At 67.6% G+C, this 26,405-nt stretch carries 26 protein-coding genes; 13 read left to right on the top strand and 13 right to left on the bottom strand.

Annotated elements, in window-relative coordinates; genetic code table 11:
* Positions 1 to 290 precede the first annotated feature (290 nt).
* The 6 genes from ACO06P_RS11210 (at position 291) to ACO06P_RS11185 (ending at position 8,415) form a co-directional block, all read left to right on the top strand.
* Positions 291 to 1,253, top strand: coding sequence for a bifunctional riboflavin kinase/FAD synthetase (locus ACO06P_RS11210; protein WP_420345331.1), 963 nt, complete (start codon positions 291 to 293; stop codon positions 1,251 to 1,253).
* Positions 1,254 to 1,377: 124 nt separating this feature from the next.
* The gene (gene ileS, locus ACO06P_RS11205; protein WP_420345330.1) at positions 1,378 to 4,239 is read left to right on the top strand and encodes an isoleucine--tRNA ligase; all 2,862 of its coding nucleotides are present in this window, start codon (positions 1,378 to 1,380) and stop codon (positions 4,237 to 4,239) included.
* A 24-nt stretch (positions 4,240 to 4,263) separates the two neighbouring features.
* The gene (gene lspA / locus ACO06P_RS11200; RefSeq protein ID WP_420345329.1) at positions 4,264 to 4,731 is read left to right on the top strand and encodes a signal peptidase II; all 468 of its coding nucleotides are present in this window, start codon (positions 4,264 to 4,266) and stop codon (positions 4,729 to 4,731) included.
* Between the two features lie 28 nt (positions 4,732 to 4,759).
* A complete protein-coding gene (locus ACO06P_RS11195; protein WP_420345328.1) occupies positions 4,760 to 5,338 on the top strand; it encodes a DUF3035 domain-containing protein in 579 nt (192 codons plus the stop codon).
* A gap of 255 nt (positions 5,339 to 5,593) precedes the next feature.
* Positions 5,594 to 6,955 carry a M16 family metallopeptidase gene (locus tag ACO06P_RS11190; RefSeq protein ID WP_420345327.1) on the top strand — a complete coding sequence of 454 codons (1,362 nt, stop codon included), beginning with the start codon at positions 5,594 to 5,596 and terminating at the stop codon, positions 6,953 to 6,955.
* 14 nt (positions 6,956 to 6,969) lie between these two features.
* Positions 6,970 to 8,415: a M16 family metallopeptidase gene (locus tag ACO06P_RS11185; RefSeq protein ID WP_420345326.1), complete on the top strand. Its 1,446-nt coding sequence runs from the start codon at positions 6,970 to 6,972 to the stop codon at positions 8,413 to 8,415.
* 29 nt (positions 8,416 to 8,444) lie between these two features.
* On the opposite strand, the gene ACO06P_RS11180 is transcribed toward ACO06P_RS11185, so the two are convergent.
* Genes ACO06P_RS11180 through ACO06P_RS11170 form a run of 3 tightly spaced genes read right to left on the bottom strand, consistent with a single transcriptional unit; the run spans position 8,445 to position 11,636 of the window.
* Complete coding sequence (locus ACO06P_RS11180) at positions 8,445 to 10,682, bottom strand: molybdopterin cofactor-binding domain-containing protein (RefSeq protein ID WP_420345325.1); 2,238 nt, start codon at positions 10,680 to 10,682, stop codon at positions 8,445 to 8,447.
* 1 nt (position 10,683) lies between these two features.
* Complete coding sequence (locus tag ACO06P_RS11175) at positions 10,684 to 11,160, bottom strand: (2Fe-2S)-binding protein (RefSeq protein WP_420345324.1); 477 nt, start codon at positions 11,158 to 11,160, stop codon at positions 10,684 to 10,686.
* Between the two features lie 41 nt (positions 11,161 to 11,201).
* On the bottom strand, positions 11,202 to 11,636 hold the full coding sequence (locus ACO06P_RS11170) for a c-type cytochrome (protein ID WP_420345323.1): 435 nt from the start codon (positions 11,634 to 11,636) through the stop codon (positions 11,202 to 11,204).
* 150 nt (positions 11,637 to 11,786) lie between these two features.
* Between ACO06P_RS11170 and ACO06P_RS11165 the strand changes: the two genes are divergently transcribed.
* Entirely contained in the window at positions 11,787 to 12,605 is an 819-nt protein-coding gene (locus ACO06P_RS11165; RefSeq protein ID WP_420345322.1) for an AraC family transcriptional regulator, read from the top strand.
* 15 nt (positions 12,606 to 12,620) lie between these two features.
* Here the strand turns inward: ACO06P_RS11165 and ACO06P_RS11160 are convergent, their stop codons facing one another.
* Together ACO06P_RS11160 and ACO06P_RS11155 are read right to left on the bottom strand one after the other, a co-directional pair.
* Complete coding sequence (locus ACO06P_RS11160) at positions 12,621 to 13,934, bottom strand: MFS transporter (protein WP_420345321.1); 1,314 nt, start codon at positions 13,932 to 13,934, stop codon at positions 12,621 to 12,623.
* Between the two features lie 167 nt (positions 13,935 to 14,101).
* On the bottom strand, positions 14,102 to 15,004 hold the full coding sequence (locus ACO06P_RS11155; RefSeq protein ID WP_420345320.1) for a LysR family transcriptional regulator: 903 nt from the start codon (positions 15,002 to 15,004) through the stop codon (positions 14,102 to 14,104).
* A gap of 116 nt (positions 15,005 to 15,120) precedes the next feature.
* On the opposite strand from ACO06P_RS11155, the gene ACO06P_RS11150 reads away from it, so the two are divergent.
* Positions 15,121 to 15,690, top strand: a complete 570-nt coding sequence (locus tag ACO06P_RS11150) for a GNAT family N-acetyltransferase (protein WP_420345319.1) — start codon at positions 15,121 to 15,123, stop codon at positions 15,688 to 15,690.
* Positions 15,691 to 15,699: 9 nt separating this feature from the next.
* Here ACO06P_RS11150 and ACO06P_RS11145 read toward each other — a convergent pair whose 3' ends face one another.
* Positions 15,700 to 16,116, bottom strand: coding sequence for an Hsp20/alpha crystallin family protein (locus tag ACO06P_RS11145; RefSeq protein WP_420345318.1), 417 nt, complete (start codon positions 16,114 to 16,116; stop codon positions 15,700 to 15,702).
* A 211-nt stretch (positions 16,117 to 16,327) separates the two neighbouring features.
* Here ACO06P_RS11145 and ACO06P_RS11140 point away from each other — a divergent pair, with 211 nt between their 5' ends.
* From ACO06P_RS11140 to ACO06P_RS11125, 4 genes are all read left to right on the top strand, one after another.
* Positions 16,328 to 16,828, top strand: a complete 501-nt coding sequence (locus ACO06P_RS11140; protein ID WP_420345317.1) for a hypothetical protein — start codon at positions 16,328 to 16,330, stop codon at positions 16,826 to 16,828.
* A 66-nt stretch (positions 16,829 to 16,894) separates the two neighbouring features.
* Positions 16,895 to 18,754: a DNA mismatch repair endonuclease MutL gene (mutL, locus tag ACO06P_RS11135; protein ID WP_420345316.1), complete on the top strand. Its 1,860-nt coding sequence runs from the start codon at positions 16,895 to 16,897 to the stop codon at positions 18,752 to 18,754.
* Positions 18,755 to 18,770: 16 nt separating this feature from the next.
* Positions 18,771 to 19,034, top strand: coding sequence for a hypothetical protein (locus ACO06P_RS11130; protein WP_421935184.1), 264 nt, complete (start codon positions 18,771 to 18,773; stop codon positions 19,032 to 19,034).
* Positions 19,035 to 19,364: 330 nt separating this feature from the next.
* Complete coding sequence (locus ACO06P_RS11125; protein WP_420345314.1) at positions 19,365 to 20,513, top strand: IS4 family transposase; 1,149 nt, start codon at positions 19,365 to 19,367, stop codon at positions 20,511 to 20,513.
* 119 nt (positions 20,514 to 20,632) lie between these two features.
* Here ACO06P_RS11125 and ACO06P_RS11120 read toward each other — a convergent pair whose 3' ends face one another.
* The 5 genes from ACO06P_RS11120 to ACO06P_RS11100 form a co-directional block, all read right to left on the bottom strand.
* The gene (locus tag ACO06P_RS11120) at positions 20,633 to 21,652 is read right to left on the bottom strand and encodes a threonine ammonia-lyase (RefSeq protein ID WP_420345313.1); all 1,020 of its coding nucleotides are present in this window, start codon (positions 21,650 to 21,652) and stop codon (positions 20,633 to 20,635) included.
* Between the two features lie 52 nt (positions 21,653 to 21,704).
* On the bottom strand, positions 21,705 to 22,286 hold the full coding sequence (gene rsmD, locus ACO06P_RS11115; RefSeq protein ID WP_420345312.1) for a 16S rRNA (guanine(966)-N(2))-methyltransferase RsmD: 582 nt from the start codon (positions 22,284 to 22,286) through the stop codon (positions 21,705 to 21,707).
* On the bottom strand, positions 22,261 to 23,370 hold the full coding sequence (locus ACO06P_RS11110) for a pseudouridine synthase (protein WP_420345311.1): 1,110 nt from the start codon (positions 23,368 to 23,370) through the stop codon (positions 22,261 to 22,263). Before ACO06P_RS11110 ends, rsmD begins: the two co-directional genes overlap by 26 nt.
* A 10-nt stretch (positions 23,371 to 23,380) precedes the next feature.
* Positions 23,381 to 24,106 (bottom strand): gamma-glutamyl-gamma-aminobutyrate hydrolase family protein, encoded by a 726-nt coding sequence (locus tag ACO06P_RS11105; RefSeq protein WP_420345310.1) that lies wholly within the window; start codon positions 24,104 to 24,106, stop codon positions 23,381 to 23,383.
* An 84-nt stretch (positions 24,107 to 24,190) separates the two neighbouring features.
* Positions 24,191 to 24,634 carry a DUF3775 domain-containing protein gene (locus ACO06P_RS11100; protein WP_420345309.1) on the bottom strand — a complete coding sequence of 148 codons (444 nt, stop codon included), beginning with the start codon at positions 24,632 to 24,634 and terminating at the stop codon, positions 24,191 to 24,193.
* Positions 24,635 to 24,852: 218 nt separating this feature from the next.
* Between ACO06P_RS11100 and ACO06P_RS11095 the strand changes: the two genes are divergently transcribed.
* A complete protein-coding gene (locus ACO06P_RS11095; RefSeq protein ID WP_420345308.1) occupies positions 24,853 to 25,287 on the top strand; it encodes a nucleoside deaminase in 435 nt (144 codons plus the stop codon).
* A 111-nt stretch (positions 25,288 to 25,398) separates the two neighbouring features.
* Here the strand turns inward: ACO06P_RS11095 and ACO06P_RS11090 are convergent, their stop codons facing one another.
* Both ACO06P_RS11090 and ACO06P_RS11085 read right to left on the bottom strand, forming a co-directional pair.
* Complete coding sequence (locus ACO06P_RS11090) at positions 25,399 to 25,767, bottom strand: hypothetical protein (protein ID WP_420345307.1); 369 nt, start codon at positions 25,765 to 25,767, stop codon at positions 25,399 to 25,401.
* Positions 25,768 to 25,894: 127 nt separating this feature from the next.
* Positions 25,895 to 26,332, bottom strand: coding sequence for a hypothetical protein (locus ACO06P_RS11085; protein WP_420345306.1), 438 nt, complete (start codon positions 26,330 to 26,332; stop codon positions 25,895 to 25,897).
* Positions 26,333 to 26,405 lie beyond the last annotated feature (73 nt).

The raw sequence follows: 26,405 nt of genomic DNA, 5'->3' as shown, positions 1-26,405 counted from the left end.
GCCCCCAGTAACCAGGGCCGGCAACCAGGGCCGGCCGTTCGCTGGCGCGGGCCTTCGCGCCCTGTTCACGCAGGCATAGGCGGGCTATCTTCGCGCCGCGGCGGCGAATCGGCTGGACTGACCCCCGTTTTCGGTTTAGTTCCCGGCCTTGCCGCTCGCACCGCCTGAGGGCGAGACCGTCCATCCGATTTCGGCCCATCCACTTCCGGCCCTTCGATTTTCGAGCCTTTCGACCACTCTTTCCGGCACCACCAGCTTCCTCGACAACAGGCGTCAGACCGGCCGAATTCATGGCGATCTTCCGACACAGCTCAGAGATTTCCGACGACGCCCGGGGCAGCGTTGTGGTGATCGGCAACTTCGATGGCGTGCACAAGGGCCATCAGACCCTGCTGGCGGATGCCCGCGCCTTGGCAGCCCGGCTGTCCTGCCCGCTGGCTGTGCTCACCTTCGAGCCGCACCCGCGCTCGGTCTTCGCGCCGGACCAGCCCCCCTTCCGCCTGACCTCCCTGCGGTCCAAGGCCCATGCGCTGCAGGAGCAGGGGGTGGACCACCTCTTCGTGCTGCACTTCGACCGGGCTTTCTCGCTGCAGCCCGCCGTGGCCTTCGTCGAGCAGGTGCTGGTGGCCGATCTGGCCGCCCGGCACGTCGTGGTCGGTTGGGACTTCTGCTTCGGCCACAAGCGCCAGGGCAACGTGGCGCTGCTGAAGTCGATGGGCGCGAAGCTCGGTTTCGGCGTTACGGCGGTCGATCCGGTTATGACCCACGGCGGGGCGGTTTATTCCTCCTCGATCATCCGCCAGCACCTGCGTGACGGCGCCCCGCGCCAAGCCGCCGAACTCCTCGGCCGGCCCTGGGAGATCGAGGGGCGGGTGGAGAAGGGCGACCAGCGCGGCCGCACCATCGGCTTTCCGACCGCGAACCTCGCGCTCGGGGACTACCTCTGCCCGGCCCTGGGCGTCTATGCGGTCTATGCCGGCCGCGATCCGGGGGTGGAGCACGGCGCGGAAACCCGGTGGATCCCTGCCGTCGCCAACCTCGGCCGGCGACCCACGGTCGCGGGCGAGGACCTGCGCCTGGAGGTTCACCTCTTCGACCACGATGCCGATCTCTACGGCGAAACCCTGCGGGTGCGCTTGATCGACTATCTGCGCCCGGAAAAGAAGTTTGACGGACTTGACGCTTTGAAGGCACAAATCGCCCTCGATTGCGATCAGGCTCGCGCGGTCCTGGGGCAGATCGGCCCGAACTGACCGCGGGTCCTCCTGATCCGAGCCGTCCAAGCGCCGGGCGCCACGGGCGGGCCGCGGACCGATCGGCCCGCAAACACGGGGCGCCTGCAGCCTGGGCCTGGAACCGACAAAGAAGAAGCACGCGATGAGCGTTGATTATCGACCGACAGTCTTTTTGCCGAAGACCGACTTCCCGATGCGCGCGGGCCTGGCCAAGAAGGAGCCGCAGACCCTGGCGCGCTGGCAGGACATGGACCTCTTCGAGCAGCAGCGCAAGCAGTCAGAGGGCCGGGAGAAGTTCATCCTTCACGACGGCCCGCCCTATGCAAACGGCCATCTCCATATCGGCCACGCGCTGAACAAGATCCTGAAGGACGTCATCAACCGCGCGCACCAGATGCTCGGCAAGGACGCGCATTACGTGCCCGGCTGGGACTGCCACGGTCTGCCCATCGAATGGAAGATCGAGGAGCAGTACCGGACCGCGGGCAAGGACAAGGACAGCGTGCCGCCGCTGGAGTTTCGCCGCGAATGCCGCGACTTCGCTGAGAAGTGGGTGAAGGTCCAGACCGAGGAGTTCCAGCGCCTTGGCGTGCTGGGCGACTTCGAGCGGCCCTATCTGACCATGTCTTTCGACGCCGAAGCGCAGATCGTCCGGGAGATCGGCAAGTTCCTGCAGAACGGCGGCATCTACAAGGGCTCGCGTCCGGTGCTCTGGTCGGTGGTGGAGCGCACCGCCCTGGCCGATGCGGAGGTCGAATACCACGAGCATGTCTCCCAGACGATCTGGGTACGCTTTCCGGTGGTGCGCAGCAAGGCGCCGCTGCTGGAGGGTGCCAGCGTCCTGATCTGGACCACCACGCCCTGGACCATCCCCGGCAACCGGGCCGTTGCCTTCGGCGAGGAGATCGCCTATGGCGTCTGGCAGGTCGAGACCCCGGGTGAGGGCAGCCACGCCGCGGCCGGCGAGAAGCTGGTGCTGGCCAAGGACCTGGCGGACACCGTCAAGGCCGATGCCAGGATCGAGGCCTGGACACACCTCGGCGATCTCTCGGCCGACGATCTGGCCGGTGCGGTCTGCGCCCATCCCTGGCGCGGTTTTGCACCCGCTGCCGGCGGCTACGACTTCGACGTCCCGGCGCTGGCCGGCGATTTCGTCACCACCGAGCAGGGCACCGGCTTCGTCCACATCGCGCCCGGGCACGGCGCCGACGACTGGGCGCTCGGCCTGCAGCACGGCATCGAAATTCCGCAGACCGTCGATGGCTCCGGCACCTTCTACGACCACGTGGCCCTGGTCGGCGGCGCGGTGGTCTACGACGAGAACGGCAAGCCGGGCGACGCCAATGGACGGGTCATCGCGGCCCTGGCGGAAGCAGGCCGGCTGCTGCACCGGGGGAAGCTCCGGCACAGCTATCCGCATTCCTGGCGCTCCAAGGCGCCGCTGATCTTCCGCAACACCCCGCAGTGGTTCATCTCCATGGAGACCAACGAACTGCGGGAAAAGGCGCTGAAGGCGATCGATGAAACGCGCTTCGTGCCGGCGACCGGGCGCAACCGCCTGCGCTCGATGATCGAGCAGCGTCCGGACTGGTGCATCTCGCGCCAGCGCCTCTGGGGCGTGCCGCTGCCGATTTTCGTCGACAAGAAGACCGGCGAGGCGCTGCGCGACCCGGCAGTGATCGAAAGAGTCGCCACCGCGTTCGAGGAAGAGGGCGGCGACGCCTGGTTCTCCAGCGATCCGCAGCGCTTCCTCGGTAACGAGTACAACGCCGAGGACTACGAGCAGATCACAGACGTGGTGGAGGTCTGGTTCGATTCAGGCTCCACCCACAGCTTTGTCCTGGAGGCACGGCCGGAACTGAAGTGGCCGGCGGACCTCTATCTCGAAGGCTCCGACCAGCACCGCGGCTGGTTCCACACCTCGCTGCTGGAATCCGCCGGCACGCGCGGGCGCGCGCCCTACGAGGCGGTCCTGACCCATGGCTTCATCCTGGAGGAGCAGGGCAAGGAAAAGATGTCGAAGTCGAAGGGCAACGCGCTCTCCCCGCAGGATGTGGTGGACAACCAGGGCGCCGATATTCTTCGGCTCTGGGTGGTTGCCTCGAACTACGAGGAAGACCTGCGCTTCGGGCCGGAGATCCTGAAGTATCAGGGCGACGCCTACCGCCGGCTGCGCAACACACTGCGCTTCCTGCTGGGCAACCTCGACGGCTTCCAGGAAAGCGAGCGCCTGGACGCCGAGGAGATGCCGGAACTGGAGCGCTGGGTGCTGCATCGCCTGGCGGAACTGGACCGGCAGGTGCGCCGCAATGTCGAGGGTTTTCACTTCCACGCCCTTTATCAGGCGGTCTACACCTTCTGCGCCGTCGACCTTTCGGCCTTCTACTTCGACGTCCGCAAGGACGTGCTCTATTGCGACCGGCCGGATTCCCTGCGCCGGCGCGCCTGCCGCACGGTGCTGGACGAGGTTTTCTCCTGTCTCACGGCCTGGCTGGCGCCGATCCTCTGCTTCACCGCCGAGGAGGCCTGGTGGGCGCGCGGCAAGGGGCCTGAGGCCAGCGTTCACCTGCGCACCTTCCCGGAGGTGCCGGCAGGCTGGCTCGACGAGGCCCTGGCCGCCAAGTGGTCGAAGGTGCGTGATGTCCGCCGGGTGATCACCGGGGCCCTGGAGCTGGAGCGCGCGGACAAGCGTCTCGGCTCCAGCCTGCAGGGGCACCCGGAAGTCTTCGTCGCCCGGCCGGACCTGCTGGCCGCCGTCGCCGACGTCGATATGGCGGACATCGCCATCACCTCGGCGATCACCGTGACCGAGGGCGAAGGCCCGGCGGAGGCCTTTCGCCTGGACGAGGTTGCCGGCGTTGCGGTGACTGTGCGTCTGGCCGAGGGCGAGAAGTGCGAGCGCTGCTGGAAGGTGCTGCCGGAGGTGGGCAGCATCCCCGAGGCGCCCGGGACATGCCGGCGCTGCGCCGATGCCGTGCAGCACCTCGGCGCCGCGGCGCAGTAGCGGACGGCGGGGTTCACGGCGCGCATGCAGCGGACCCTTGGCCTCGCGGCGGTCGTTCTCGTCCTGGACCAGATCACCAAGGCGGTGATCCTGGCCACCATGGCCGGGCGGGGCAGCGTGGTGGAGGTGACCGGGTTCTTCAATCTGGTGCTGACCTACAACACCGGGGTCAGCTTCGGCCTGCTCCAGAACGACTCGCCCTGGGGCCCCTATCTGCTGTCGGGCCTGGCCCTGGCGGTGGTGGCGGCCCTGCTGGTCTGGGTCAAACGCCAGCCCGTCGGGCTGCTGCCCTATGGGATCGGCCTGGTGGTCGGTGGTGCGATCGGCAATGTCATCGATCGTATGCACCAGCCGGGGGTGGTCGACTTTCTGGACTTTCACCTGGCCGGATGGCACTGGCCGGCGTTCAATATCGCGGACAGTGCAATTGTGTGCGGTGCAGCACTGATTGTTGTTGATGGCTTGTTCGAAGTGGGCAGGAAGAGTAAATAGGGGTCCGGGGATAGGGAGGTAGTCAACGATGGATCGAGCGATGACTTTCCGTTTACTTGTTGCCGGCAGTCTTATGTTGGCGCTGGCCGCCTGTGGGGGGTTCCGTGAGCAATTGGGCCTCACCAAGCAGTCTCCCGACGAATTCCGCGTGGTGTCCCGGGCGCCGCTGACCGTGCCGCCGGACTTTTCGTTGCGCCCGCCTGAGCCGGGGGCGCCGCGGCCGCAGGAAGGCACGTCGGCGCAGCAGGCCGAACGGGCGGTCTTGCGCAATTCGGCCGGGCAACCGACCGTGGTGACCCAGACGGCGATCAACCCCAACCGCTCTCTTGGCGAACAGTCGCTTCTGAATGCAGCCGGCGCGCAGAGCGCCGAGCCGAACATTCGCCTTATCGTTGAGCGCGAAACCAACCAGATTAACGAAGAGTCCGAGCGGTTCGTGGATCGGCTGGTGTTCTGGAACGCCCAGGCGCCGGCCGGCACCATCGTCGATCCGCAGGCAGAATTGCGCCGTCTGCAGGAGAATGCCGCCCTCGGCCAGTCGCCGACCACAGGGCCGACGCCGCAGATCGAGCGCCGCCGCCGGGCGCCCCTGGAGGGCATCTTCTAGGGAAGGCATTTTCTAGGCTCTGCCGCCGAGAATGCCGTCTTGCGGTGGGCCGCGGCGGTTTCCGGAACACCGGGTCAGGACGGGACCAGGGCCAGGGACAGCGGCCTTCCGAACGGTTTTGTGACCGAAAGTTCATCTCCGCTGGCCATGGTGCTGCTTGCGGCCTTGCCGCTGCGGGCCATATAGAAGCCCATAACGGCTAGAAGCCCATGACGGCCCGCGCGGGCCTCGGCACCAGATGAGGGATTTGCGCCCATGAAGGTCTTGAAAGACGCCCGTCGGCTGTTGGCCATCGGCGTCCTGGCTCTCGTTGTCCAGATCGGCGGCCCGCTTCAGACGGCGCAGGCCAAGGTTTTCGACCCGGTCAGCTTCACCCTGGACAACGGCCTGCAGGTCGTCGTGGTGGTGAACCAGCGGGCGCCCATCGTCCACCATTCGGTCTGGTACCGGGTTGGCGCCGCCGACGAACAGGCCGGCGAATCCGGCCTCGCCCATTTTCTTGAGCATCTTATGTTCAAGGGGACCGAGTCCTTGGAGCCCGGCGAATTCTCCGAGATCATCGCCGCCAACGGCGGACGGGAAAACGCCTTCACATCCTGGGATTACACCGGCTACTTCCAGACCGTCGCAGCCGACCGCCTGGAGATCATGATGCGCCACGAGGCCGACCGCATGGCCAACCTGGTGCTGACCGACGACGTGGTGACGCCGGAGCGCGAGGTGGTGCGCGAGGAGCGGCGCAGCCGCATCGACAACGAACCGCGCGGACAGCTGGGTGAGATGATTCGTGCGACCCAGTTTCTCAACCACCCCTACCGCATCCCCATCATTGGTTGGGATCACGAGATCGAGCAACTGAACACCGAGGCGGCGCTGCGCTTCTACGAGCGCTGGTATGCCCCCAACAACGCCATACTGATCGTTGCCGGCGACGTCGACCCGGAGGCGGTGCGCCGCCTTGCGGAAACCTACTACGGGCCCATTCCGGCCGGCGATATCCCGATGCGTGAGCGCGTTGCGGAGCCGCCGCAGAACGGTGCCCGCGAGGTCACGCTGCGCAGCCCGCGCGTGCGCCAGCCGAGCCTCTCCATCAGCTATCTGGCGCCCAGCTACCGGCAGGCCGAAGGCGCCGAGGCCTATGCCCTCCAGGTGCTTTCCGAGATCCTGGGCGGCGGCGCCACAAGCCGCCTTTACAGCAGGCTGGTGGTGGATCAGGGCATCGCCGCCTCCGCCGGTTCGGGCTATAACCCGATGGCCTATGACTACGCGACCTTTTCTTTTTATGCCTCGCCGCGGCCGGACGGAGACATCGCGGCGGTCGAGGCGGCATTGCGCGCGGAGATCGCGAAGCTGCTCGAAACCGGCATCGGCGAAGACGAGGTCACGGCCGCAAAGAAGCGGCTGGTCGCCGGCGCCGTCTATGCGCGGGACAATCTCAGCACCGCGCCGCGGATCATCGGCAACGCCCTGACCACCGGCAGCAGCCTGGAAGACATCGAGGCCTGGCCGCAGCGCATCGATTCCGTGACCGTCGAAGACGTGAACGGTCTGCTGGAAAGCGTTTTCCGCGAAGAGCAATCGGTTACCGGCTATCTCCTGCCGAAGCCGACCACCTGAAGAGGCTGAAGCTCATGCACAGACATCCGGAACCTCAGGTCCATCGATACGCGCGGGGCCATCAAAGAACGCTGCCTGCCGCGCAGGCACCGGCCGCGTCTTCCGCCAGGCCCTCCTGGGTTGCGGGGGCCGTTGCCGGCCTCCTGGCCCTCGCGACCCTCTTCGCGGCCTTTCAGGCTCGGGCCGTGGAGGTTCAGCGCGTCGTCAGCCCCGGCGGGATCGAGGCCTGGCTGGTCGAGGACCACAGCAATCCGATCATCGCGGTGGAACTCGTGTTTCGCGGCGGCGCCTCCCTCGACCCTGAAGACAAGCCAGGCCTGGCCCACATGGTGTCGGGTCTGATCGACGAGGGGGCGGGGCCGCTCGACTCCCAGACCTTTCAGGGCACGCTCGACGATCTCTCCATCGGTCTGCGGTTCAATGCTGGGTTGGACAACTTCAACGGTTCGCTGACCACGCTCACCGAGAACCGCGAACGTGCCTTCGAGCTTCTGCGCCTGGCGATCACGGCGCCGCGCTTCGACAGGGAGCCGGTGGAGCGGATCCGCAGCCAGATCCTGGCGCGGCTCTCCCGCGAGGCCGAAGACCCGGATGTCATCGCCAGCCGCACGCTCAGGCAACTGATGTTCCAGGATCATCCCTATGCGCGGCCGACGCGGGGCACGGAGGCGAGCGTCCGGTCGATCACCACCGATGACCTGCGCGGCTTCGTGCAAGACCGCTTCGCCCGCGATCAACTGTTCATCGGCGTCGTCGGCGACATCACCACGGATGAACTGGAAGCCCTGCTCGATTCCACCTTTTTGCCGCTGCCCCTGTCGGCCCAGCCGTTCTCCGTACCGGAAGCCGACATCGGTAATGCAGGCGATCTGGTGGTGATCGAAAAAAACATCCCCCAGTCGGTGGTCTCCCTGGGGCAGGGCGGGATCAAGCGCGACGACCCGGACTACTACGCGGCCTATGTCGTCAACTATATTCTGGGCGGCGGCGGTTTCGCCTCGCGTCTCGTTGAGGAGGTGCGTGAGAAGCGCGGTCTCGCCTATTCCGTCTACTCCTATCTCAGCCCGCTCGACCACGGCGCCCTGGTCGCCGGCGGTGTGGCGACCCAGAACGCGAGGGTCGGCGAGTCGCTGGATCTGATCCGTCAGGAATGGCAGCGGATGGCGAGCGAAGGGCCGACGGAGGCGGAGCTTGAGGCGGCCAAACGCTTTCTCACCGGCTCCTTCCCGCTGCGGTTCTCCAGCTCCGGGCGCATCGCCGGCATGCTGGTGGGCATGCAGCTGGAAGACCTGGGCATCGATTATCTCGACAGGCGCAACGACTTCATCGAAGCCGTCACCCTGGAGGACGCCCGCCGGGTGGCAAAGCGGGTTTATCGGCCCGATGACCTGACGGTGGTCGTCGTCGGCGCCCCGGTCGGCGTCGAAGCGACCCGCGAGGCCCCGACCGACGGCAGCTGACCGTTTCGATCAGTCTTTTTCCAGCACCTTCAGGCCAGCGCCTCCAGCACCCGCTCCGGGGTAAAGGGCAGGTGGCGCAAGCGCCGCCCGGTGAGCCCGTGAAAGGCGTTGGCAACGGCGGCGGCGACCATTGGTGTGCCGACCTCGCCAATGCCCGTCGGCGGTCCGTCGCTGACCTGGAGCTGGATGTCGATCTCCGGCACCTCGTCGGCGCGCAGGATCTCGTAGTCGTAGTAATTGCTCTGCACCACCTCGCCGCCGGCGATGGTGATGCTCTCTTTCAGGGCACTGCTGAGCCCGAAAATGATTCCGCCTTCGATCTGCGCCAGGGCGTTGTCCGGCGCCACGATCAGACCGGCGTCCACCGCCGCCCAGAAACGGGTGACGGCAAGCCGTCCGCTGTTCCGGTCAAGAGCCACTTCGGCGATGCCGGCCGCCATGGAATCGCCATAGCCGGCAAAGGCGAGGCCGAGTGCGGTCTCGCCGCCCCTCGTCTCTGGCGCGCCCCAGCCGGCCTTTCCGGCAACGCGCTGCAGCAGCTCGCGGCCACGCGGGTTGTCCTGTAGAAGGCCGAGCCGGAAGTCCAGCGGGTCGCTGCCGGCCGCTGCCGCCAATTCGTCCATGAAGGCTTCGGCGGCAAAGCTGGTGTAGCTGGCGCCGATGGCGCGCCAGGGCGCCAGCCGCGCACCGCGCTCGGTGACAACATGCTCGGCATGGAGATCGGCGATGCTGTAGAACTTGTTCTCGGAACCGCGCATCGAAATGATGTCCTTCGGTTCCACCTGATCCCAGCGCAGCGGATTGAAGTAGGCAATGACCGAGGGCGTCGCGACGCGGTGGTGCCAGCCGCTGAGGCTGCCGTCGGCTGTCAGGCCGGCGCGCAGGCGCTGGGCGGCGGCAGGGCGGAACCAGCCGAACTTCACGTCGTCCTCGCGGCTCCAGACCACCTTCACCGGCCGGCCGGTGGCCTTTGAGGTCAGCAGGGCGTCGCGCAGGTATTCCTGCGTCAGCGCCGTACGGCGTCCGAAGCTGCCGCCCATGGTCATCATGTGCAGGCGGATGCGGTCGGCCGTGGTGTCGAGAATCTCGGTGATGGTGCGCATGGTCCAGCTCTGGGTCTGGGTTCCGGCCCAGACCTCGGCGCCCTTGCCGTCGGCATCGACCGCCGCCACCGCCGCCATCGGTTCCATCTGGGCGTGGTAGGCGTAGTCGGAAAGGTAGTTCGCCTCCACCACCCGCGCGGCGCCGGCAATGGCCGCCGCCGCATCGCCCTGGGCGGCCCAGGTCACGCCCTCGCGGGCACTGTCGCCGGCCGCCGCCGCATAACCGGCCAGATCCGTCGCGCTGTCGTAGCTGCGCGCCGGGGCGGTCTCGCTCCAGGTCACGTCCAGCAGGTCCTTGCCGGCCAGGGCCGCTTCCAGGCGCTCGGCGACCACCGCCACGCCGTCCGGCAGTTCCACGGTTTGCAGAACGCCCGGAACCCCCAGTGTGGCGGCGTCGTCGATTCGAACGGGGCTTTCGCCTTCCACCGGGCTGCGCAGCACGGTGGCGTAGGCCATGCCGGGCACGCGCACGTCGATGGCATAGCGTTCCGTGCCATCGCTCTTGGCCGGCACGTCGCGGCGCGGCAGGTTCTGGCCGATCAGGCGGTAGGCCGAGCGTGGTTTCAGATCGTCTTCGCCGACCTCGGTGACGGCGGGGAGGGGGGCGTCTAGGGCGGCGATCTCTCCGTAACTCAGCCGCCGCCCGCTTGCGCTGTGAACCACGGCGCCCGGTTCGGTGGCGACGCTGTCCAGCGGCACCGACCAACTGTCCGCCGCGATCTGCATCAGCAGGCGCCGCGCCTGGGCGCCGGCCTTGCGCAGCGTATCGAAGTAGCCGTAGACCCCCGTGCTGCCGGCGGTGTAGAGCACGCCGCCGAAAATCGGGTTGCCGAAGTTGCGGTCGTCACGACTCAGCTGCTCGATCACCACCCGGTCCCAGTCGGCGTCGAGTTCCTCCGCGAGGATCAGCGGCAGCGCGGTGGAACTGCCCTGGCCCATCTCCGTTGAGGGAAAGACGATGGTGATGGTCCCGTCGCCGGCGATGCTCAGCCAGGCGCTGGGCTTCAGGGTCTTGTCTGCTGCTGCTGCGTCTGCCCGCGCGACGGAGACCAGCCCGCCGCTGCCGATCATGAAGGTGAGGGCGGCTGTGCCGGCAAGAAAGCCGCGCCGGGAAAGCGACGGGGTATCGCTTTGTGCTGTGGCCTTATGGCTGTCTCTGGGCATATCAAGCCTCCCTGGCGGCGCGCTGCACCGCTTTGACGATCCGGTTGTAGGTGCCGCAGCGGCAGAGGTTGCTGCTCATCGACTGGAGGATCTCCTGCCGGCTGGGATCGGGGTTCTCCTCCAGCAGGGCCGCCGCCCGCATGATCTGGCCGGATTGGCAATAGCCGCACTGGGGCACCTGTTCAGCCACCCAGGCCCGCTTCAGGGGGTGATCCGCCTCACCCTCCGGGCCCTCGCCCGGGCCTTCGCCCAAGCCTTCAATCGTCGTCACCGCCGCACCGGCGACATCGCCCACGGCGGTCAGGCAGGCGAAGGTGGGGACGCCGTCGACGTGGACGGTGCAGGCCCCGCACATGCCGGCGCCACAGCCGAACTTGGTGCCCGTGAGGCCCAGGTGTTCGCGCAGGACCCACAGCAGCGCGGTGTCCTCGGGCGCATCGACCTGTACGGCGCGCGCATTGACAGTGAGGTCGATCATGGTGGTCTCCCGGGTTCGTGGGTGTGCTTGCGAAAGGGTGCCTAATTGGCTCCCAGTGTTCGCAGATAGGCGATGAGATCGGGCGCATCCTCGGCATTGCGCAAGGCGATCCGCATGGTGGTGCCGGGCAGGAAGCCGTTCGGATCGGTCAGATAGGCGGTCAGGGTCTCTTCGTCCCAGACGATCTCGGCCTCCTGCATGGCGCGGGAGTAGCGAAAGCCCTCCACCGCCCCGGCGCTCTGGCCGAAGATGCCGTAGAGCGAGGGCCCGGCCCGGTGGCGGTCGGGCTCGACCGTGTGGCAGGCGGCGCACTGCCGGAAGACCCGCTCGCCGGCGGAGGGATCGCCGCTTGGTGTCTGGGCGATGATTGTCTGGGCGGTGATTGTCTGTGCGCCGACGGGGGCAGCGGCCCCCAGCCAGACCGCCAGCGCGGCGGTGCCGGCGGACATCCACCGCCTGTGTCCGGGTTCCGTCATTCCGTTCTCTCCAATCCCATCTGTCCAACCCCGGCGGCTCAGGGGTCCTGCCGGCGATTCGCTCTGCCCGCCGCGTCGTTGCGCTTGAATCTGGGGGCGGGGCCCCCATCTGGCTTTCGAGAACCGGTCAATGTTTTGGGAAGATCAGCCATGCGCGACGGTTCGGACGACGGCCCGGCCGATCACTTTGCCGATCACTTCGCCGATCACTTGGCCGATCACCCGGCTGACAGGGCCGCTGCGCCCATTGTGGGCGAGCATTGGGACGACCCCGGCCCACGCAGCCTCGACTGGCACAGTCATCGCCGCGGCCAGTTGGTCTATGCCCTGCGGGGCTGCGCCTCCGTGCGGACCCGCGACGCACTCTTTGTCGTGCCGCCGCACCGGGCGGTCTGGCTGCCGCCGGAAACCCCCCATGCCGTCGACTATCCGCGGGAGGTTGCGTTCCGCGGCCTCTTCGTCGCGCCCGACCACTGCCGCGAGCTGCCCGGGCAGACCACCGTCATGCAGATCGACCCGCTGACCCGCGAGTTGATCGATGCCGCCGCCCGCCTGCCTTGGGACTATGCGCCCGATGGGCGCGAACACCGGCTGATGACCGTCCTGCTGGATCAGTTGGTCGCCCTGCCGGCCACGCCGCTGCGCCTGCCGCAGGGTGAGGACGCCCGCGTCCGCAAGGTGATGCAGGCGCTGCGCGCCAACCCTGCCGATAACCGTCCGCTCGGGCATTGGGCGGAAGCCGTCCACCTCAGCGAGCGGACCCTGGCGCGCCGCTTCCTGCTGGACACCGGCATGTCTTTCGGGGCCTGGCGTCAGCAACTGCGTCTGGCGGTGGCTCTGGAGCGTCTGGCGGCGGGCGAGGCGATCACGACGGTCGCGATCGACCTCGGCTACCGCACGCCCAGCAGCTTCACCACGATGTTCAAACGCGCGCTCGGCGTGCCGCCCAGCACCTACTTCGAGCACTAGGCGCGGCGACCCGCTTCAGATGGTCCGTGCGGCTTCCTTCGGCGTGTGTTGTCTCGCCGCGCTGTGCGGCAGGAAGCCGGCGCAGAGCAGGACGATACCGACGATCCCGGCAAGGGCCAGGAAGAGCGTTGCGAAGCCGGCTGCCTCGTCGAAGGTCCAGGCGACAAGCTGCACGCCCAGCGGGCCGGCGGCAATGGCGATCCCGTTGCGCAGACCGTAGGCAAGGCCGCGCCGGCGGCTCGCCGTGAAGCCCGCGATCAGCACGCTTTCCACCGGGGCGGCGATGTCGAAGGCAAAGAGGATCACCGCGGCGGCGATCACCACCGGCCAGCCGCCGAGCGCGGCGGCGGCTAGCAGGACGGCGAGCTTGAAGCCGTAGCTTGCGATGTAGACCGGGCGGGCCAGGCCCCGGTCGGCGAGGTGGCCGCCGAAGAGTTGAGCCGTCGCGCCGAGCAGATAGACCAGGGTGACCATCGCACCGATGCCCAGAAGCCTTTCCTCCAGCAGACCGTCTCCCAGCATGCCGTTCTCCACCAGACTGCTCCCCGGCTGGCCGTCGCCGGACCCCGCACCCAGTTCGCGCTCGAACCACTTTGGCAGCATGGTCGTGAAAGCCACGTAGACCACCGACGTCAGCGACATGGTGACGGCCAGCACGGCAAAGGCGCGGCGCCGTTCCGGGCGGCCGGGCTCCCCTCCGGCGACCGCGTCGTCGGCGGTGTCGACAATGCGCCCCCCGGCGACGAGGGCGGCAAGCGCAAGGCCCGCCGCCACGGAGACCGCGCCCGGCAGGATGAAGGCCAGGCGCCAGCCGAGCGCAAGGGCAAGCAGTGCGGCGATGAGAGAGGCGATGGCGGCGCCAATGCTGCCGGCGAGGCCGAGCAGGGCGAGGGCGCGGCCCCGCCGCTGTGCATGCTTGGTGATCCAGGCGGTCCCGACCGGATGATAGATCGCCCCGAACAGACCCATGAGCGCGAGGGCGCCGGCAAGCTGCTGCGGGCTGCCCGAAAGCCCGCAGAGGATCGCCGCCAGGCCGATCCCCAGGAAATAGACCGCCATCATCCGCGCTTCGCCCCAGCGGTCGCTCAGCCACCCGGCGGCCGGGGCGGCCAGCCCCAACAGGAAAGCGCCCGCCGTCCACAGCCCGATCAGATCGTCATAGGGGCGCTCCCAGGCCGGCTCCAGCACCAGCACCAGGGTCAGGAACAGTGCGACCAGAACGTGGAACCAGGCGTGGCCGAAGGCGGCGAAGGCAAGGACGAGGCGAAAGTGCCCCTCGCGGAAATGTCTCTCGGGGAAGTGCTCCTCTTGGAACTGCTCTGCCGGCATGACGCTGCTCCGCTCCGCTGGGCCCGCCCTCAGGGGACGGCAGGTCCCGACAGGCTAAAGCTGCGCCGCCGCGGCGGAACCCACCAAGTCCGCAGGGACTGCATGCAGATTTGTCGGGACCCCCGTCAGACGCCTTTCAGGTCCGCGTCAGGGCGGCGCTGTGCCGGTCAGTTCGCCCTGCCGGTCAGCGCGTCCTGCCGCGCCTGGATCAGCGCCGCCAGGGCCTCCGCCACCTGGCGGACCGCGGGCTGCCCCTTCCGGCTCTCGTGCATCAGCAGGTAGATGTCTTCCTCCAGTGCCGCGATGGGTCCGTCCACGCGGGCCAGCTCCGGATCGGCATCGCCCAGGTGGCAGGGCAGCAGGGTGACGCCCCGGCCGCTGCGCGCCGCTTCGTAACGCAGCTGGAGATCGCTGACGCGCAGGGGAAAGCGGCCGTCATTGCCGAAGTCGAACAGCCAGCGCGACTGTGAGGCCTTGCGCGGGTTTTCCCGGTAGCCGACGAAATCTGCGTGCTGAAGCGCCGCCGGGTCCGCGGCCAGTTCCTCCGCATGATCGCGCCGCGCATAGAGCGCAAAGGCGAGGCGGCCCAGCTTGCGGCAGATCAGATCGCCGCGCGTCGGCACCGCGTTCATGCGGAAGGCGATGTCGGCCTCCTGCCGCGCCAGGTTCAGCCGCTCGCCGGTGGCGATCAGCTCGACGGTATGGGGCGCGCAGCGCGCCTCCACCTCGCCGAACGCGCGGGCCAGGAACACCGCCAGGGATTCGATGGCGGTGACGCGGATCACCTTTTCGGCCGTCGGAGTCGCCCCGTCCAGCGCCTGGGACAGCGCCAGGCTCTGCTGCTCCATTTCTTCGGCGAAGGGCAGCAGCGCGCGCCCGGCCTCCGTCAGCACCAGCCGGTCCGGCAGCCGCTCGAACAGCGTCGCCCCCAGCCGCTCCTCCAGGGCCTTGAGGCGCCGGCCTGCCGTCGGCTGGCTGACCTTGAGCCTGCGCGCCGCGCCGGTCAGCGATTCCGCCCGGCAGGCGGCGAGAAAGACACGGATATCGTCCCACTCGAAATCACGCGCCATGAGGGCTCCCGAGGTTGCTCAGGGGAACCTTATCGAAAGGGGCCGGCGGCCTCAAAGGGGGACCGGGTCCGCCCGGGGCGATTGCCGCGCCGCTGTCTTTGCCGCAGACTGCCCTCATGCCCGACCGTCTGACCTTCGAGCCGCTCACGCCGCAACGCCTGGAGGATGCCGAAGCGGTGTTCAACGACTGCGGCGATGCCTCCCGCTGCTGGTGCGCCTACTGGTACTGCTCGAACGCGGACTACCGCGCCGGCTGGGACAGCGGCAACCGCGCGTTCTTCCGCAAGCTGGTGAAACGCGGCCCGCCGCCGGGGCTGATCGCCTATGCGGAGGGCGCGCCGGCCGCCTGGTGCGGGGTGGCCCCGCGCCGGGTCTTCGACCGGCTGAACCGCTCCCGCAGCTTCGCCGCCGTCGACGACAAGGACGTCTGGTCGGTGAACTGTTTCATCGTGGCCAAGAAACACCGGCGGCAGGGCCTGCTGCGCCGGCTGGTCCGCGCGGCGGTGGAGCATGCCCGCAGGCAGGGCGCCGTGGCGGTCGAGGCCTACCCGGTCGACCGCGCGGCGCGCAGGAAGCCCGGCTCCGGCGATCTCTTTCCCGGCACGCTTGCCGCCTTCCTCGACGAGGGCTTCGTCGAGGTGGCGCGCCGCGCCGCGACGCGCCCGGTGGTTCGGAAAGACCTCTAGCCGGCGTCGCTAGCTGCGGCGCACCTCGATCTTCTTGCCGGCGGGTTTGGAGGGTTCCTGCTTGGCGATCTTGAGGCAGAGCACGCCGTCGCTGAAACTGGCATCGATACTGTCGGCGTCGGCATCCGGCGGCAGCCGGAAGGAGCGCTGGAACAGGCCGTACTCGCGCTCGGAGAAGAAGAAGGTGCGACCCTTCTCCTGGCGCGTATGGCGCTTCTCGCCGCGAACGATCAGGCTGTTGTTGTGGATCGAGACGTCGACGTCATCGGGATTGACGCCGGGCAGTTCGACGTTGATTTCGTAGGCGTCCTCCAGGGTCGACGCGTCGGAGCGCGGGGCGAACCAGTCGGCCACCTTCTGGCCGAGGGTCTGGAAGGGTTCGTAGAGCCGCGGCCACCAGCCGGCGGTATGGGATTGCTCGACCATCGTAACCTCGTGTCAGGGGATTGGCTTGGTTGGTGCCGATTTCACCGCGCAGCCCCCTTGGACGCCTTGATCCGCGTCAATCTTCGCTTCGCCATCAGGCGGCCGAGCCGCGCGCCTACTGTCCGTCGATCTCAGGATATCGTAGGCTCGGGGCCTTCGCTTCTAAGTCGAGCGACCCGCTTTGAATTTCATTCTGGGGTGATGTTCTGAAATGATCAGCGCAAGAGATCTCGCCTTCGTCGGTTGCCGCCTGCTGGCGCTCTATGCCCTCTATGCGGCTCTGCTGACCTTTGCGCACACGCTAACAGTCGCGATGTCAGGATTTGACCAGTTCGTCCTATCTTTCGGGACGTCGCTGACGGTCAATCTCGTCGTTTTCCTTGCTCTATGGTTCGGCGCGGGACGAATTGCCGAACGGGTTGCGCCCGGGCGCGCGCCGCCGCGTGAGGAGGCGGCACCCTTCTGGACGCGGCAGCATGTTCTCACATTGGCGCTGGTCGTCCTTGGCGCCTGGGTGCTGATACATCATCTGCCGACGCTGTTGGGGCAACTCTCCCTGCTTTTCGAGGACGGTGGCGGCGGGGCCATCCGCGACCGCACGGGTCTGCTTTCGTCGATCCTGACGTCGGTCCTTGCAAGCGGCTTCGGGCTGCTCTGCTTGTTCGGGGCCCGCGGCATCGCGGATGTCATCGTGAAGCTGCGGCGCTGGTAGGCACCCACTTTCCGCGACTCCGCCCTCCCTGCTAGGCTTTGTTCACTAAAACGGAGACCGCCTCCCATGCCCATCCGCCGTCTGCCCGAAACCCTGGTGAACCAGATCGCCGCCGGCGAGGTGGTGGAGCGGCCGGCCGCTGCGGTGAAGGAACTGGTGGAAAATGCCCTCGATGCCGGGGCGCGCCATATCGACGTGGTGCTGCGCGACGGCGGGCGGGCGCTGATCGCCGTCACCGACGACGGTTGCGGCATGACGCCGGAGGAGATGCTGCTGGCGGTGGAGCGTCATGCCACCTCCAAGCTGCCGGACGACGACCTCGTGCACATCGCCTCCCTCGGGTTCCGCGGCGAGGCGCTGCCCTCCATCGGCGCCGTGGCCCGGCTCGGCGTCACCAGCCGCCCGCCCAGTGCCGAAGAGGCCTGGACCCTCTCCGTCGAAGGCGGCCGGGTGGGGGCGCCGCAGCCGGCCGCCCATCCCAAGGGCACGCGGGTGGAGGTGCGCGACCTCTTCTTCGCCACCCCGGCGCGGCTCAAGTTCCTGAAGACCGCGCGCACCGAGGTCTCCCATGCACAGGACACGCTGAACCGCCTCGCCATGGCCCATCCGGAGGTGGGTTTCACGCTGAGCGACGGGGACCGCAAGCTGATCTCCCTGGCCCCGGCGGAGGGGGCGCTCTTCGACGCCCGCCTGAAGCGACTCGCCGCCGTCATGGGGCGCGACTTCGCCGACAACGCCCTGCCGATCTCCGCCGAGCGGGAGGGGATCGGCCTCACCGGCTACATCGGCCTGCCGACCTTGAACCGCGGCAACGCCCAGCAGCAGTATCTCTTCGTCAACGGCCGGCCCGTGCGCGACAAGCTGCTCTATGGCGCGGTGCGCGGGGCCTATCAGGATTTCCTCGCCCGCGACCGCCATCCCTTGGTGGCCCTCTTCGTCACCCTGCCACCGGAGCAGGTGGACGTGAACGTGCATCCGACGAAGGCGGAGGTGCGCTTCCGCGATCCCGGCCTAGTGCGCGGGCTCATCGTTTCCGCCGCCAAGCATGCCCTGGCCGAGGCCGGGCACCGCGCCGCCACCACAGTCTCCGACCTTGCGCTCGGCGTGCTGCGCCCCGGCAGTGGGATGGGCAGTGGGATGGGCAGCGGGGCGGGTGGGGGCCTACCTTGGGGACAGCCGCAGGGAACGCGTCTGCCAAGGGGCCTCGCCGAAGCCACCGCGCATTACCAGGCGCCTTTGGGCCAGCCGGCGGTGTCGCATGGGACTCTCCCGGGCCTTGCCCAGGCGCCCGCCGCGGCAGCCCCCAACGTCCACGCCGAAGCAGAGGCGGAAGCGGCGGGGGACGGCTTCCCCCTCGGCGCCGCCCGCGCCCAGGTGCACGGCACCTATGTCGTGGCGCAGACCGGCGACGGCATCGTCATCGTCGATCAGCACGCCGCCCACGAGCGTCTGGTCTACGAGCGCATGAAGGAACAGCTCGGCGAGACGGGCGTGGCCCGACAGATGCTGCTGCTGCCGGAGGTGGTGGAGCTGGAGGAAACCGCCGCTGCCCGCGTCGTCGCCCGCGCGGAAGAACTGGCGGACCTGGGTCTGGTGCTGGAGGCCTTCGGCCTCGGCGCCGTGGTGGTGCGGGAGGTGCCGGCGCTGCTCGGCACCGTCGACGTGCCGGGCCTGATCCGCGACCTTGCCGATGAACTGGCGGAACTGGGCGAAGCGCTGGCGCTGCGCGACCGGCTGGAGCATGTCTGCGGCACTCTGGCCTGCCACGGTTCGGTGCGCGCCGGGCGTATCCTCAACGTCGAGGAGATGAACGCCCTGCTGCGCCAGATGGAAGAGACGCCCCACTCCGGCCAGTGCAACCACGGCCGGCCCACCTATGTGGAGCTGAAGCTGGCCGACATCGAGAAGCTCTTCGGCCGGCGGTGAGCTGGCAGGGACGGTTTTGAACGGCATGGACGAACCCTGGACCGGCAGGTCCCGACCTGCGCAGATACCGGAAACCTGGCGCGGTCGCGCATTGCGCGGCGGCGACGGGTGGTGCTGGGAAGACCCGGAGAACAGCGGCAACAGCGTCCGCTTCTACAAGGGCGATCCCGACAGCCCTGTTCCGGCGAAGCAGGGACCCTATGTCGTCGTGTGTTCGGATGGATGCTTGATGGACCGCAACGGCTATCCGATTCCCGGCAGCCGCTGTCCGGAAGACTGAGACTGCAACGAAGCGCACCTGCATTGCCCGCATGCCTCTCGCACCCAGTTGCCGTCTCGCGTAGGCGGTTTTCTCCAACCAGGGAGAGGGATTGCGGAGCGACGTCAAGAGCGGGCTTTCTGCTGCTGTCACCCTCGGGCTTGACCCGAGGGTCCATCGGACCACGCGCTGGAACCCTCGGCGGAGAGGTCTGGGACCTCCGGTTACATGGATGCCCGGGACAAGCCCACTGGTGTCCGGTTTAGATTTGGTGGACTGAGCGCACGGTGTTGATTCTACTTGTGTCCAAGCGTTTGGCGACGTCCTGGGACACGAGAAAGGAACAACACCGTGCGACACCAGAATAGCGTTTTTCACGATCTTCTAAAGCGGGTTCCCTGGGGAGAGTTCGAGCGCCTGGTGGCTGAGCACGGAGCGGACCATCGGGTTCGCCGTCTGCCAACCAAGAGCCAGTTTATAGCCTTGCTTTACGGGCAGCTTTCCGGGTCGACGAGCCTGCGGGAGATCGTTGGCGGCCTGGAGAGCCATGCCAGGCGGCTCTACCACCTGGGTGGGCGACCAGTGTCACGCTCGACTTTGTCGGACGCCAATGCCCTGCGCCCGAGCGCGGTATTCAGCGATCTCTTTGCGGCGATGGTTGGTCAAGCCCAGCGGGGCCTGCGCCGCAAAGTCGGTGAGGCGGTCTATCTGATTGATTCCACCAGTATCCGCCTCAGCGGGATTGGCTGCGAGTGGGCGCACTTTTCAGCCAAAGCCTGCGGCGCCAAGGCGCACGTCATCTATGATCCCGCCGCTGACCGGCCGATCTATGCGGCGGTCACCGCGGCCAAGGTCAACGACATCACCGTCGCCCAGACGATGCCGATAGAGGCAGGAGCTACCTACGTCTTCGATCTCGCCTACTACGATTACGGCTGGTGGGCCAGGATGGATGCCGCCGGTTGCCGCATCGTCACCCGCTTCAAGTCCAATACGCCCCTGGCTGGAGCCGTTGAACTCGACGTAGTGGAAGGCACCAGCATCCTCTCCGACCGCATCGGGCTGTTGCCGCAGCGTCAGGCTAACAGCCGCAAGAACCCCTTCAGCAGCCCGGTTCGCGAGGTGCGCGTCAAGACCCACACCGGCAAGATCTTGCGCATTCTCTCGAACGATCTCAAGGCCCCAGCCAGGGAAATCGCCGATCTCTACAAGCGCCGCTGGGCCATCGAGCTGTTCTTCCGATGGGTCAAGCAAACCCTCAAAATCCGCCACTGCCTCGGAGCCAGCGAGAACGCCCTACGCATCCAGATTGCCGTCGCCCTCATCGCTTTCCTGATCCTGCGCATGGCTCAGGGCGACCAGAAAACCATCCAAAGCCCGCTCAAGTTCGCCCGTCTCGTCCGCGCAAACCTCATGCACCGACGCCGTATAGATCGGCTGATAACCGCCCAACCCGATCCACGCGAAAACCCAAATCAAATGGCCTTGCTATGGGTTTGAATCTAAACCGGACACCAGTGGGCTTGACCCGAGCATGACGCGTGTAGGATGGGGCTGGTGCCAGCGCGTTCCTGGTGCAAGCAGACACAAAGGCGGCGTCAGCGGGAGGGTGAGGGGGCCTAGAGCGCCCGCCCCTTGGCGACGAGCTCGGCAAAGCGCGCCTCGCCGATGGTGCTGCCGCAGAAGATGACGCCGACCCGCTTGCCCGCCAGAGTCTCGCGCAGGGGGCCCATGACGGCGGCGGTGGCGGCGGCGCCGGCGGGCTCCAGCGCCAGCTTCATGGCGTCGTAGACCAGCGCCATGGTGCGCAGCATCTCGGCGTCCTCGATCAGCACCACTTCGTCCACGTGGTCGCGGGCGACGGCGAAGGAATAGGGCAGGGCCTTGGGGGCGCCCAGGCTGTCAGCGATGGTGTCGACCCGCTCCAGGCTCTGCGGGCTGCCGGCGGCGAAGCTGCGGCTCAGGCTGTCGGCGCCGGTCGGCTCCACGCCGATGATGCGGCACTGAGGCTGCAGCAGCTTGATCGCGCGGGCCATGCCGGCGATCAGCCCGCCGCCGCCGACGGGAATCACCATGGCGTCGAGATCGGGCATCTGCAGCGCGCACTCGCGCCCGCAGGTCGCGGTGCCGAGGACCGTGAGTGGATTCTCGAAGGGATGGACGAAGCGCCGCCCTTCGGTTTCGACGATGCGGTCGACCTCGGCGAAGGCGCCGTGGATGTCGTCGGCCAGCACCACCTCGGCGCCCAGCGCCTTGCAGCCCGCGACCCGCACCGGGTCGGCGGACTGCATCATCACCACCTTGGCCGGCACCTTCCTTTGAGCCGCGGCCCAGGAGACCGCCAGGGCGTGGTTGCCGGCGCTGACCGCCGTCGCGCCGTGGGCGCGTTCGTCTTCGCTGAAGTCGAGAAGGTTGAGCAGCGCGCCGCGCGCCTTGAAGGAGCCGGCCTGCTGGAAAAGCTCCAGCTTGCCCAGCACCGCCGCGCCCTCCGGCAGGAAGGGCGTCAGAACGCCTGCGGTCAGCGGCGTCACCGGGGTCTCCACGATGCGCCCCTTCAGCCGCTCCGCGGCCGCCTCGATCTCCGCCAGGCTGGGGGCTGCTGCGGTTTCAAGATCCAGGGTCTTCATGGTCTCGGCCATCCTTTCTGCGCATCCTTTCCTGCGCCGTCGTTCCGATAGATGTTCGTTTGCGTCAGTCGTGCGGCGGCGGGGAGTCGGACTGCAGGAATATGAGACGGGCCTTGCCGTAGGTGCGGTTGTCCAGCTCGGTGAAGCCTGCGGGCAGGGTGAAGTCCTCGGTCTTCATCAACTCCACCGAGATCAGGGCGCCCGCGGCGAGCCATCCGGCCTTGTCGAGTGCGACGACGGCCTTTTCGGCGAAGCCCTGGTTATAGGGCGGATCGAGGAACACCAGGTCGCAGGGCTGGCGTGCGCGCAAGGGGTGCAGCACGTCACAGGCCAGCAGTTCCGCGCGCGCCTCCTCGTCCAGCGCCTTGATGTTGGCGCGGCAGATCTCGATGGCCGGGGCGTAGTTCTCCATGAAGGTGACCTGCGCGGCGCCGCGGGACAGGGCCTCCAGCCCCAGGGCGCCGGTGCCGGCAAAGGCGTCGAGAACCCGCGCGCCGGCCAGGCGCCGGCCGCCCTCGGCGCTCAGCTTGCCGCTGGTCAGGATGTTGAACAGCGCCTCGCGCGTCCGGTCCGCGGTGGGCCGCACGGCAAGGTCGGCGGGAGTCCTGAGGCTGCGGCCTCTATGACGGCCGGCGACGATTCGCATGACGCTTGGGCTTGGATCTGGAGGCGGCGGGGCCGCGCCGTGCCGGGGTTTTCGCGCCTGCCTTGCCGGCGCCGCGCGGCTTTGCGCCCGCGCTCTTTGCCCTCACGGTCTTCGCCCCCACGGTCTTTGCAGAGACCTTTTTTACCGCTGCTTTTTTTGCGGCAGACTTTTTCGTTGTTGGTTTCTTTGCGGCCGTCTTCTTTGCGGCCGTCTTCTTTGCAGGGGCGCTTCTTTTGTTCGGTCCGGCGTCGCTGCTCTCCTTGTGCTCCGGCTTCTTGAAGCCGCGGCGCGATCCCGGACGGTTCGGCTTCGGCCTGGCTTTGGCAAAGCCCTTGCCGCGCTTTGTCTTCTCTTTCTTTTCCAGGCCCAGAGCCTGGCGCAGACGTTGCGCCGGCACCTCTTCCAGGCCGCGGTTCGGCAGCTTGGCGAGCGCGAAGGGGCCGTAGGCGACGCGGATCAGGCGGTTCACGGCGAGGCCCAGGTGGGCGCAGATCTTGCGCACCTCGCGGTTCTTGCCTTCGCGCAGTCCCACCGTCAGCCAGGCGTTGGCGCCGGTCTGCTGGTCCAGGCTCGCCTCCACCGGTCCGTAGTTCACGCCCTCCACCGTGACGCCCTTTGCCAGGGCGGCCAGGCGCGCGGTGCTGACCCGGCCATGCACGCGGACCCGATAACGGCGCAGCCAGCCGTTGGCCGGCAGTTCCAACTGGCGCTTCAGGGCGCCGTCGTTGGTCATCAGCAGCAGGCCCTCGGAGTTGATGTCGAGCCGGCCCACGGCCTGCAGGCGCGGCAGATCGGGCGGCAGGCGGTCGAAGACCGTGGTCCGGCCCTGGGGGTCGCGCGCCGTGGTCAGTTCGCCGCGCGGCTTGTGGTAGCGCCAGAGCCGCGCCGGCTCCGCCGCCGGCAGGGGCGCGCCGTCCACCTCGATGCGGCTCTCGTCGGTCACCAGGGCGGCGGGGCTGTCGAGCACCCGGCCGTCGAGGGAAACCCGCCCGGCGGCGATCCAGGCTTCCGCGTCGCGGCGCGAACAGAGCCCGGCACGGGCAATCACCTTGGCGATGCGCTCGCCTTTGCGGATCTCAGCCACCGGCTTTTCCTCAGGCTGCGGCGGCGACGAAGGCGCGGAAGATCGCCCGGTCGGATGGCGTGATGGCGAACTCCGGATGCCACTGGACGCCCAGGCAGAAGCGGTAGTCCGGCGCCTCGATGCCCTCGATGACGCCGTCCGGCGCCACGGCGTTCACGCGCAGGCCCCTGCCCGGCGCCTTCACCGCCTGGTGGTGGGCCGAGTTCACCGGCAGCACCTCCGCGCGGCAGATATCCCGCAGCAGGCTGTCTCCGGTCAGCGCCACGTCGTGGCCCGCCTCGTCGCGGGGGTTGGGTTGTTCGTGGGCCAGTGCCGCCTCGACCTCGTCGGGGATGTGCTGGATCAGGGAGCCGCCGAGGACGACGTTCAGAAGCTGTTGGCCGCCGCAGATGCCGAGCACCGGCATGTCGCGCTCCAGGGCGCCGCGGGTGACCGCCGCCTCGAAGGCGGTGCGCGCGTCCTTGGTGTGGACCGTTTCGTGGCGGTGACTGTCGCCGAACAGCGCCGGGTCGACGTCGAAGGCACCGCCGGTGATCATCAGGGCGTCGATGCGCTCCAGATAGGCCTCCGCCTGTGCCGCCTCATGGGGCAGCAGCACCGGCAGGCCGCCGGCCTCGATCACCGCGGCGGTGTAGTTCTGGCGCAGGGCATACCAGGGGAATTTGGACCAGCCGCCCGCAGGCTCCGAATCCAGGGTGATTCCGACCAGCGGCTGACGCGTGATTTGTGTTGCCATGGCAGCACTTTAGGCCCCGGGCGTGGGGCTCACAAGCCCGCCGGCCTGCCGGTGCCGGCCTGCGGGTATCGGGCGGGGTGGTCCCTAGACCGGGTTTCCCACGTCCTCGCAGGTGTGGCCGAGCGCGGTGAAGCCCTCTTCCAGCAGGTCGCCGAACAGCGGCATGCCCATGATGTAGTCGGAGGAGGGGCCGGTGTGGCGCTCGTTGGCGGCGGCGATGGCGCTTTCCCATTCGCTGCGCTCGAAGTCGCCGCGGCCGACCCAGATCAACGCCACCAGTTCGGCCTGTTGCTCGTCGTTCAGGTCGTCGATGACATGGCGGATTTCGTCGGCCACCGGGTCGTCGCCGTGGTCTTCCAGCACGTCGTGCATGTCGTCTTCGCCCGGCTGCGAGATCTCGTCGCGCTCGGCCGGGGCCACCTTGGCGTCAAAGGCGCGCCCCTTGGCAATCAGGAAGCAGACCGTTCCGGGATCGATATCCAGCTCGATGGCGTCCTGCTGTGAAACCATTTGTCCTGTCCGTGCCATGGCAACGCTCCTTTCCCTCTGGTCCCCACCGGTCCTCACGGGCACGTCCGTCGCTCAGGAGTCGGGCGGCCCTGGGTCTCAGTCTCCGGGTCGCGGGCGGGCGCCGCATTGACCTACCGCAAAGGGCAGGGCAGGCTCCGCCCGCTAGAGCCGGGGCCGGGAGCCCGGCGGATCACAGCAGGGGCGCGATGCGGAAATCCGGGAGCAGACCCGATTACATGGCCGAGGCGCTGGCCGAGGCAGGGGCCGCCGCGGCGGCCGGGGAGGTGCCGGTGGGTGCCGTCCTGGTGGACGGCAACGATGGCACCATCCTGGCGCGCGCCCACAATCGGGTCATCGCCGACAGCGACCCCACCGCCCATGCGGAGATCCTGGCGATCCGCGCCGCGGCGGCGCTAACAGGCGCGCCGCGCCTGGCCGGGGCGGATCTTTACGTGACCCTCGAGCCCTGCCCCATGTGCGCCACGGCGATCTCCTTCGCCCGCATCAGGCGCCTCGTCTTCGGCGCCTACGACCCCAAGGGCGGCGGCGTCGATCACGGCCCGCGCATCTTCGAGCAGCCCACCTGCCACCACCGCCCGGAGGTCATCGGCGGCGTCCAGGAACAGGCCTGTGGCGCCCTGCTGCAGGATTTCTTCAAGGTCAGGCGCTGACGGTCTGGGTTGCTCCTGGGCCGCCTAAGTGCCGATGTGCCGAGGAGAGAAGCCATGGACGATGCCTCGAGATGCAAGACAGCGACGATGCGCGCGCTCGTTATGTGCGAACTATCGAGCTGTAAAGTCGTTTCCTACATCCGAGGCGGCGAAGCGTCCTTCGCTGTCCAGATCGATGCGAATCACGACGGATTGAACAACCTGTAGCTCAGGAACGACGTCTCGGATGATTGCCTGGTATCGATTGCCAAACTCATTGAATGAATAGGCAATGCCATGCCTTTCGAAGAAGGCTTCGATGACCTCCGAAGGCGCGCCAACAAAGAGCTCAGAGTCGATCAGGTCTTCAATTTCGTCTGATTTCTCGGTGTTTGGGGGCGTTGGAAGGGGTAGTGACTGACCGCTAACGCTGATGCCATAAGAAAGCGAAACCAAAACAAGTATTGCGAAGAATACGACGCAGTAAGCTGACCGCTTCACTTTCTTCTTTGCCCTTCCTGGTGTTCCTGTGCCGAACCGTGGATCACAAGGCCGTTGGCGCAAGATGACTTCTCACCATCGAGCGGAAGTCTTTATCGTTCGTTGTGGGCATTTGTATTCGGAACGCTCATTTGATGATGGTGAAGCTTACACGGTCCAGGTGGCGGAGCCTGTCCCGCAGGTCTTCGACGAAGCGATCGACGAGGCCCATGGGCAGGGGCTGGTCACCGTTGGCGTAGATCCCGACATCATATCTCAGATCGAGGATGTTTGGATCGATGATGGGTATGGCGAGGATCTTCACATCCCGGCGCCACATCCGGATGCGGACATCCGTTGGATCCAGCAAAGGCTGTCCCACGCGCACTCCGAGGGTGTTCTCGGCGGCAAACTCTGAAATCTGGTCCACGAATTGCCCGTGTTCCTCATGGGCCAGCGTGATCTTGACGACGCGGACAGGCAGTTGTTCGCCGCTCGCGCCCGCCGCGGCGAGGTACCCTATGGTGATCGCCGACCACAGACCGCAGGCAATCACGACCGTTGCCAGCTTGCGCCACTTCGTCATCGCATCCTCACCGAAAGAAAACGCTTTCCTTGCAATTGTGGCGCCGAATTGTGCGCGAGGGTAGCAGAAACGC

The sequence above is a fragment of the Pelagibius sp. genome, from assembly GCF_965227505.1.
Lineage (GTDB): Bacteria > Pseudomonadota > Alphaproteobacteria > Kiloniellales > Kiloniellaceae > Pelagibius.
Note: the sequence above shows the minus strand (reverse complement) of the source record. Positions and strands in the feature narration are given on the sequence as shown.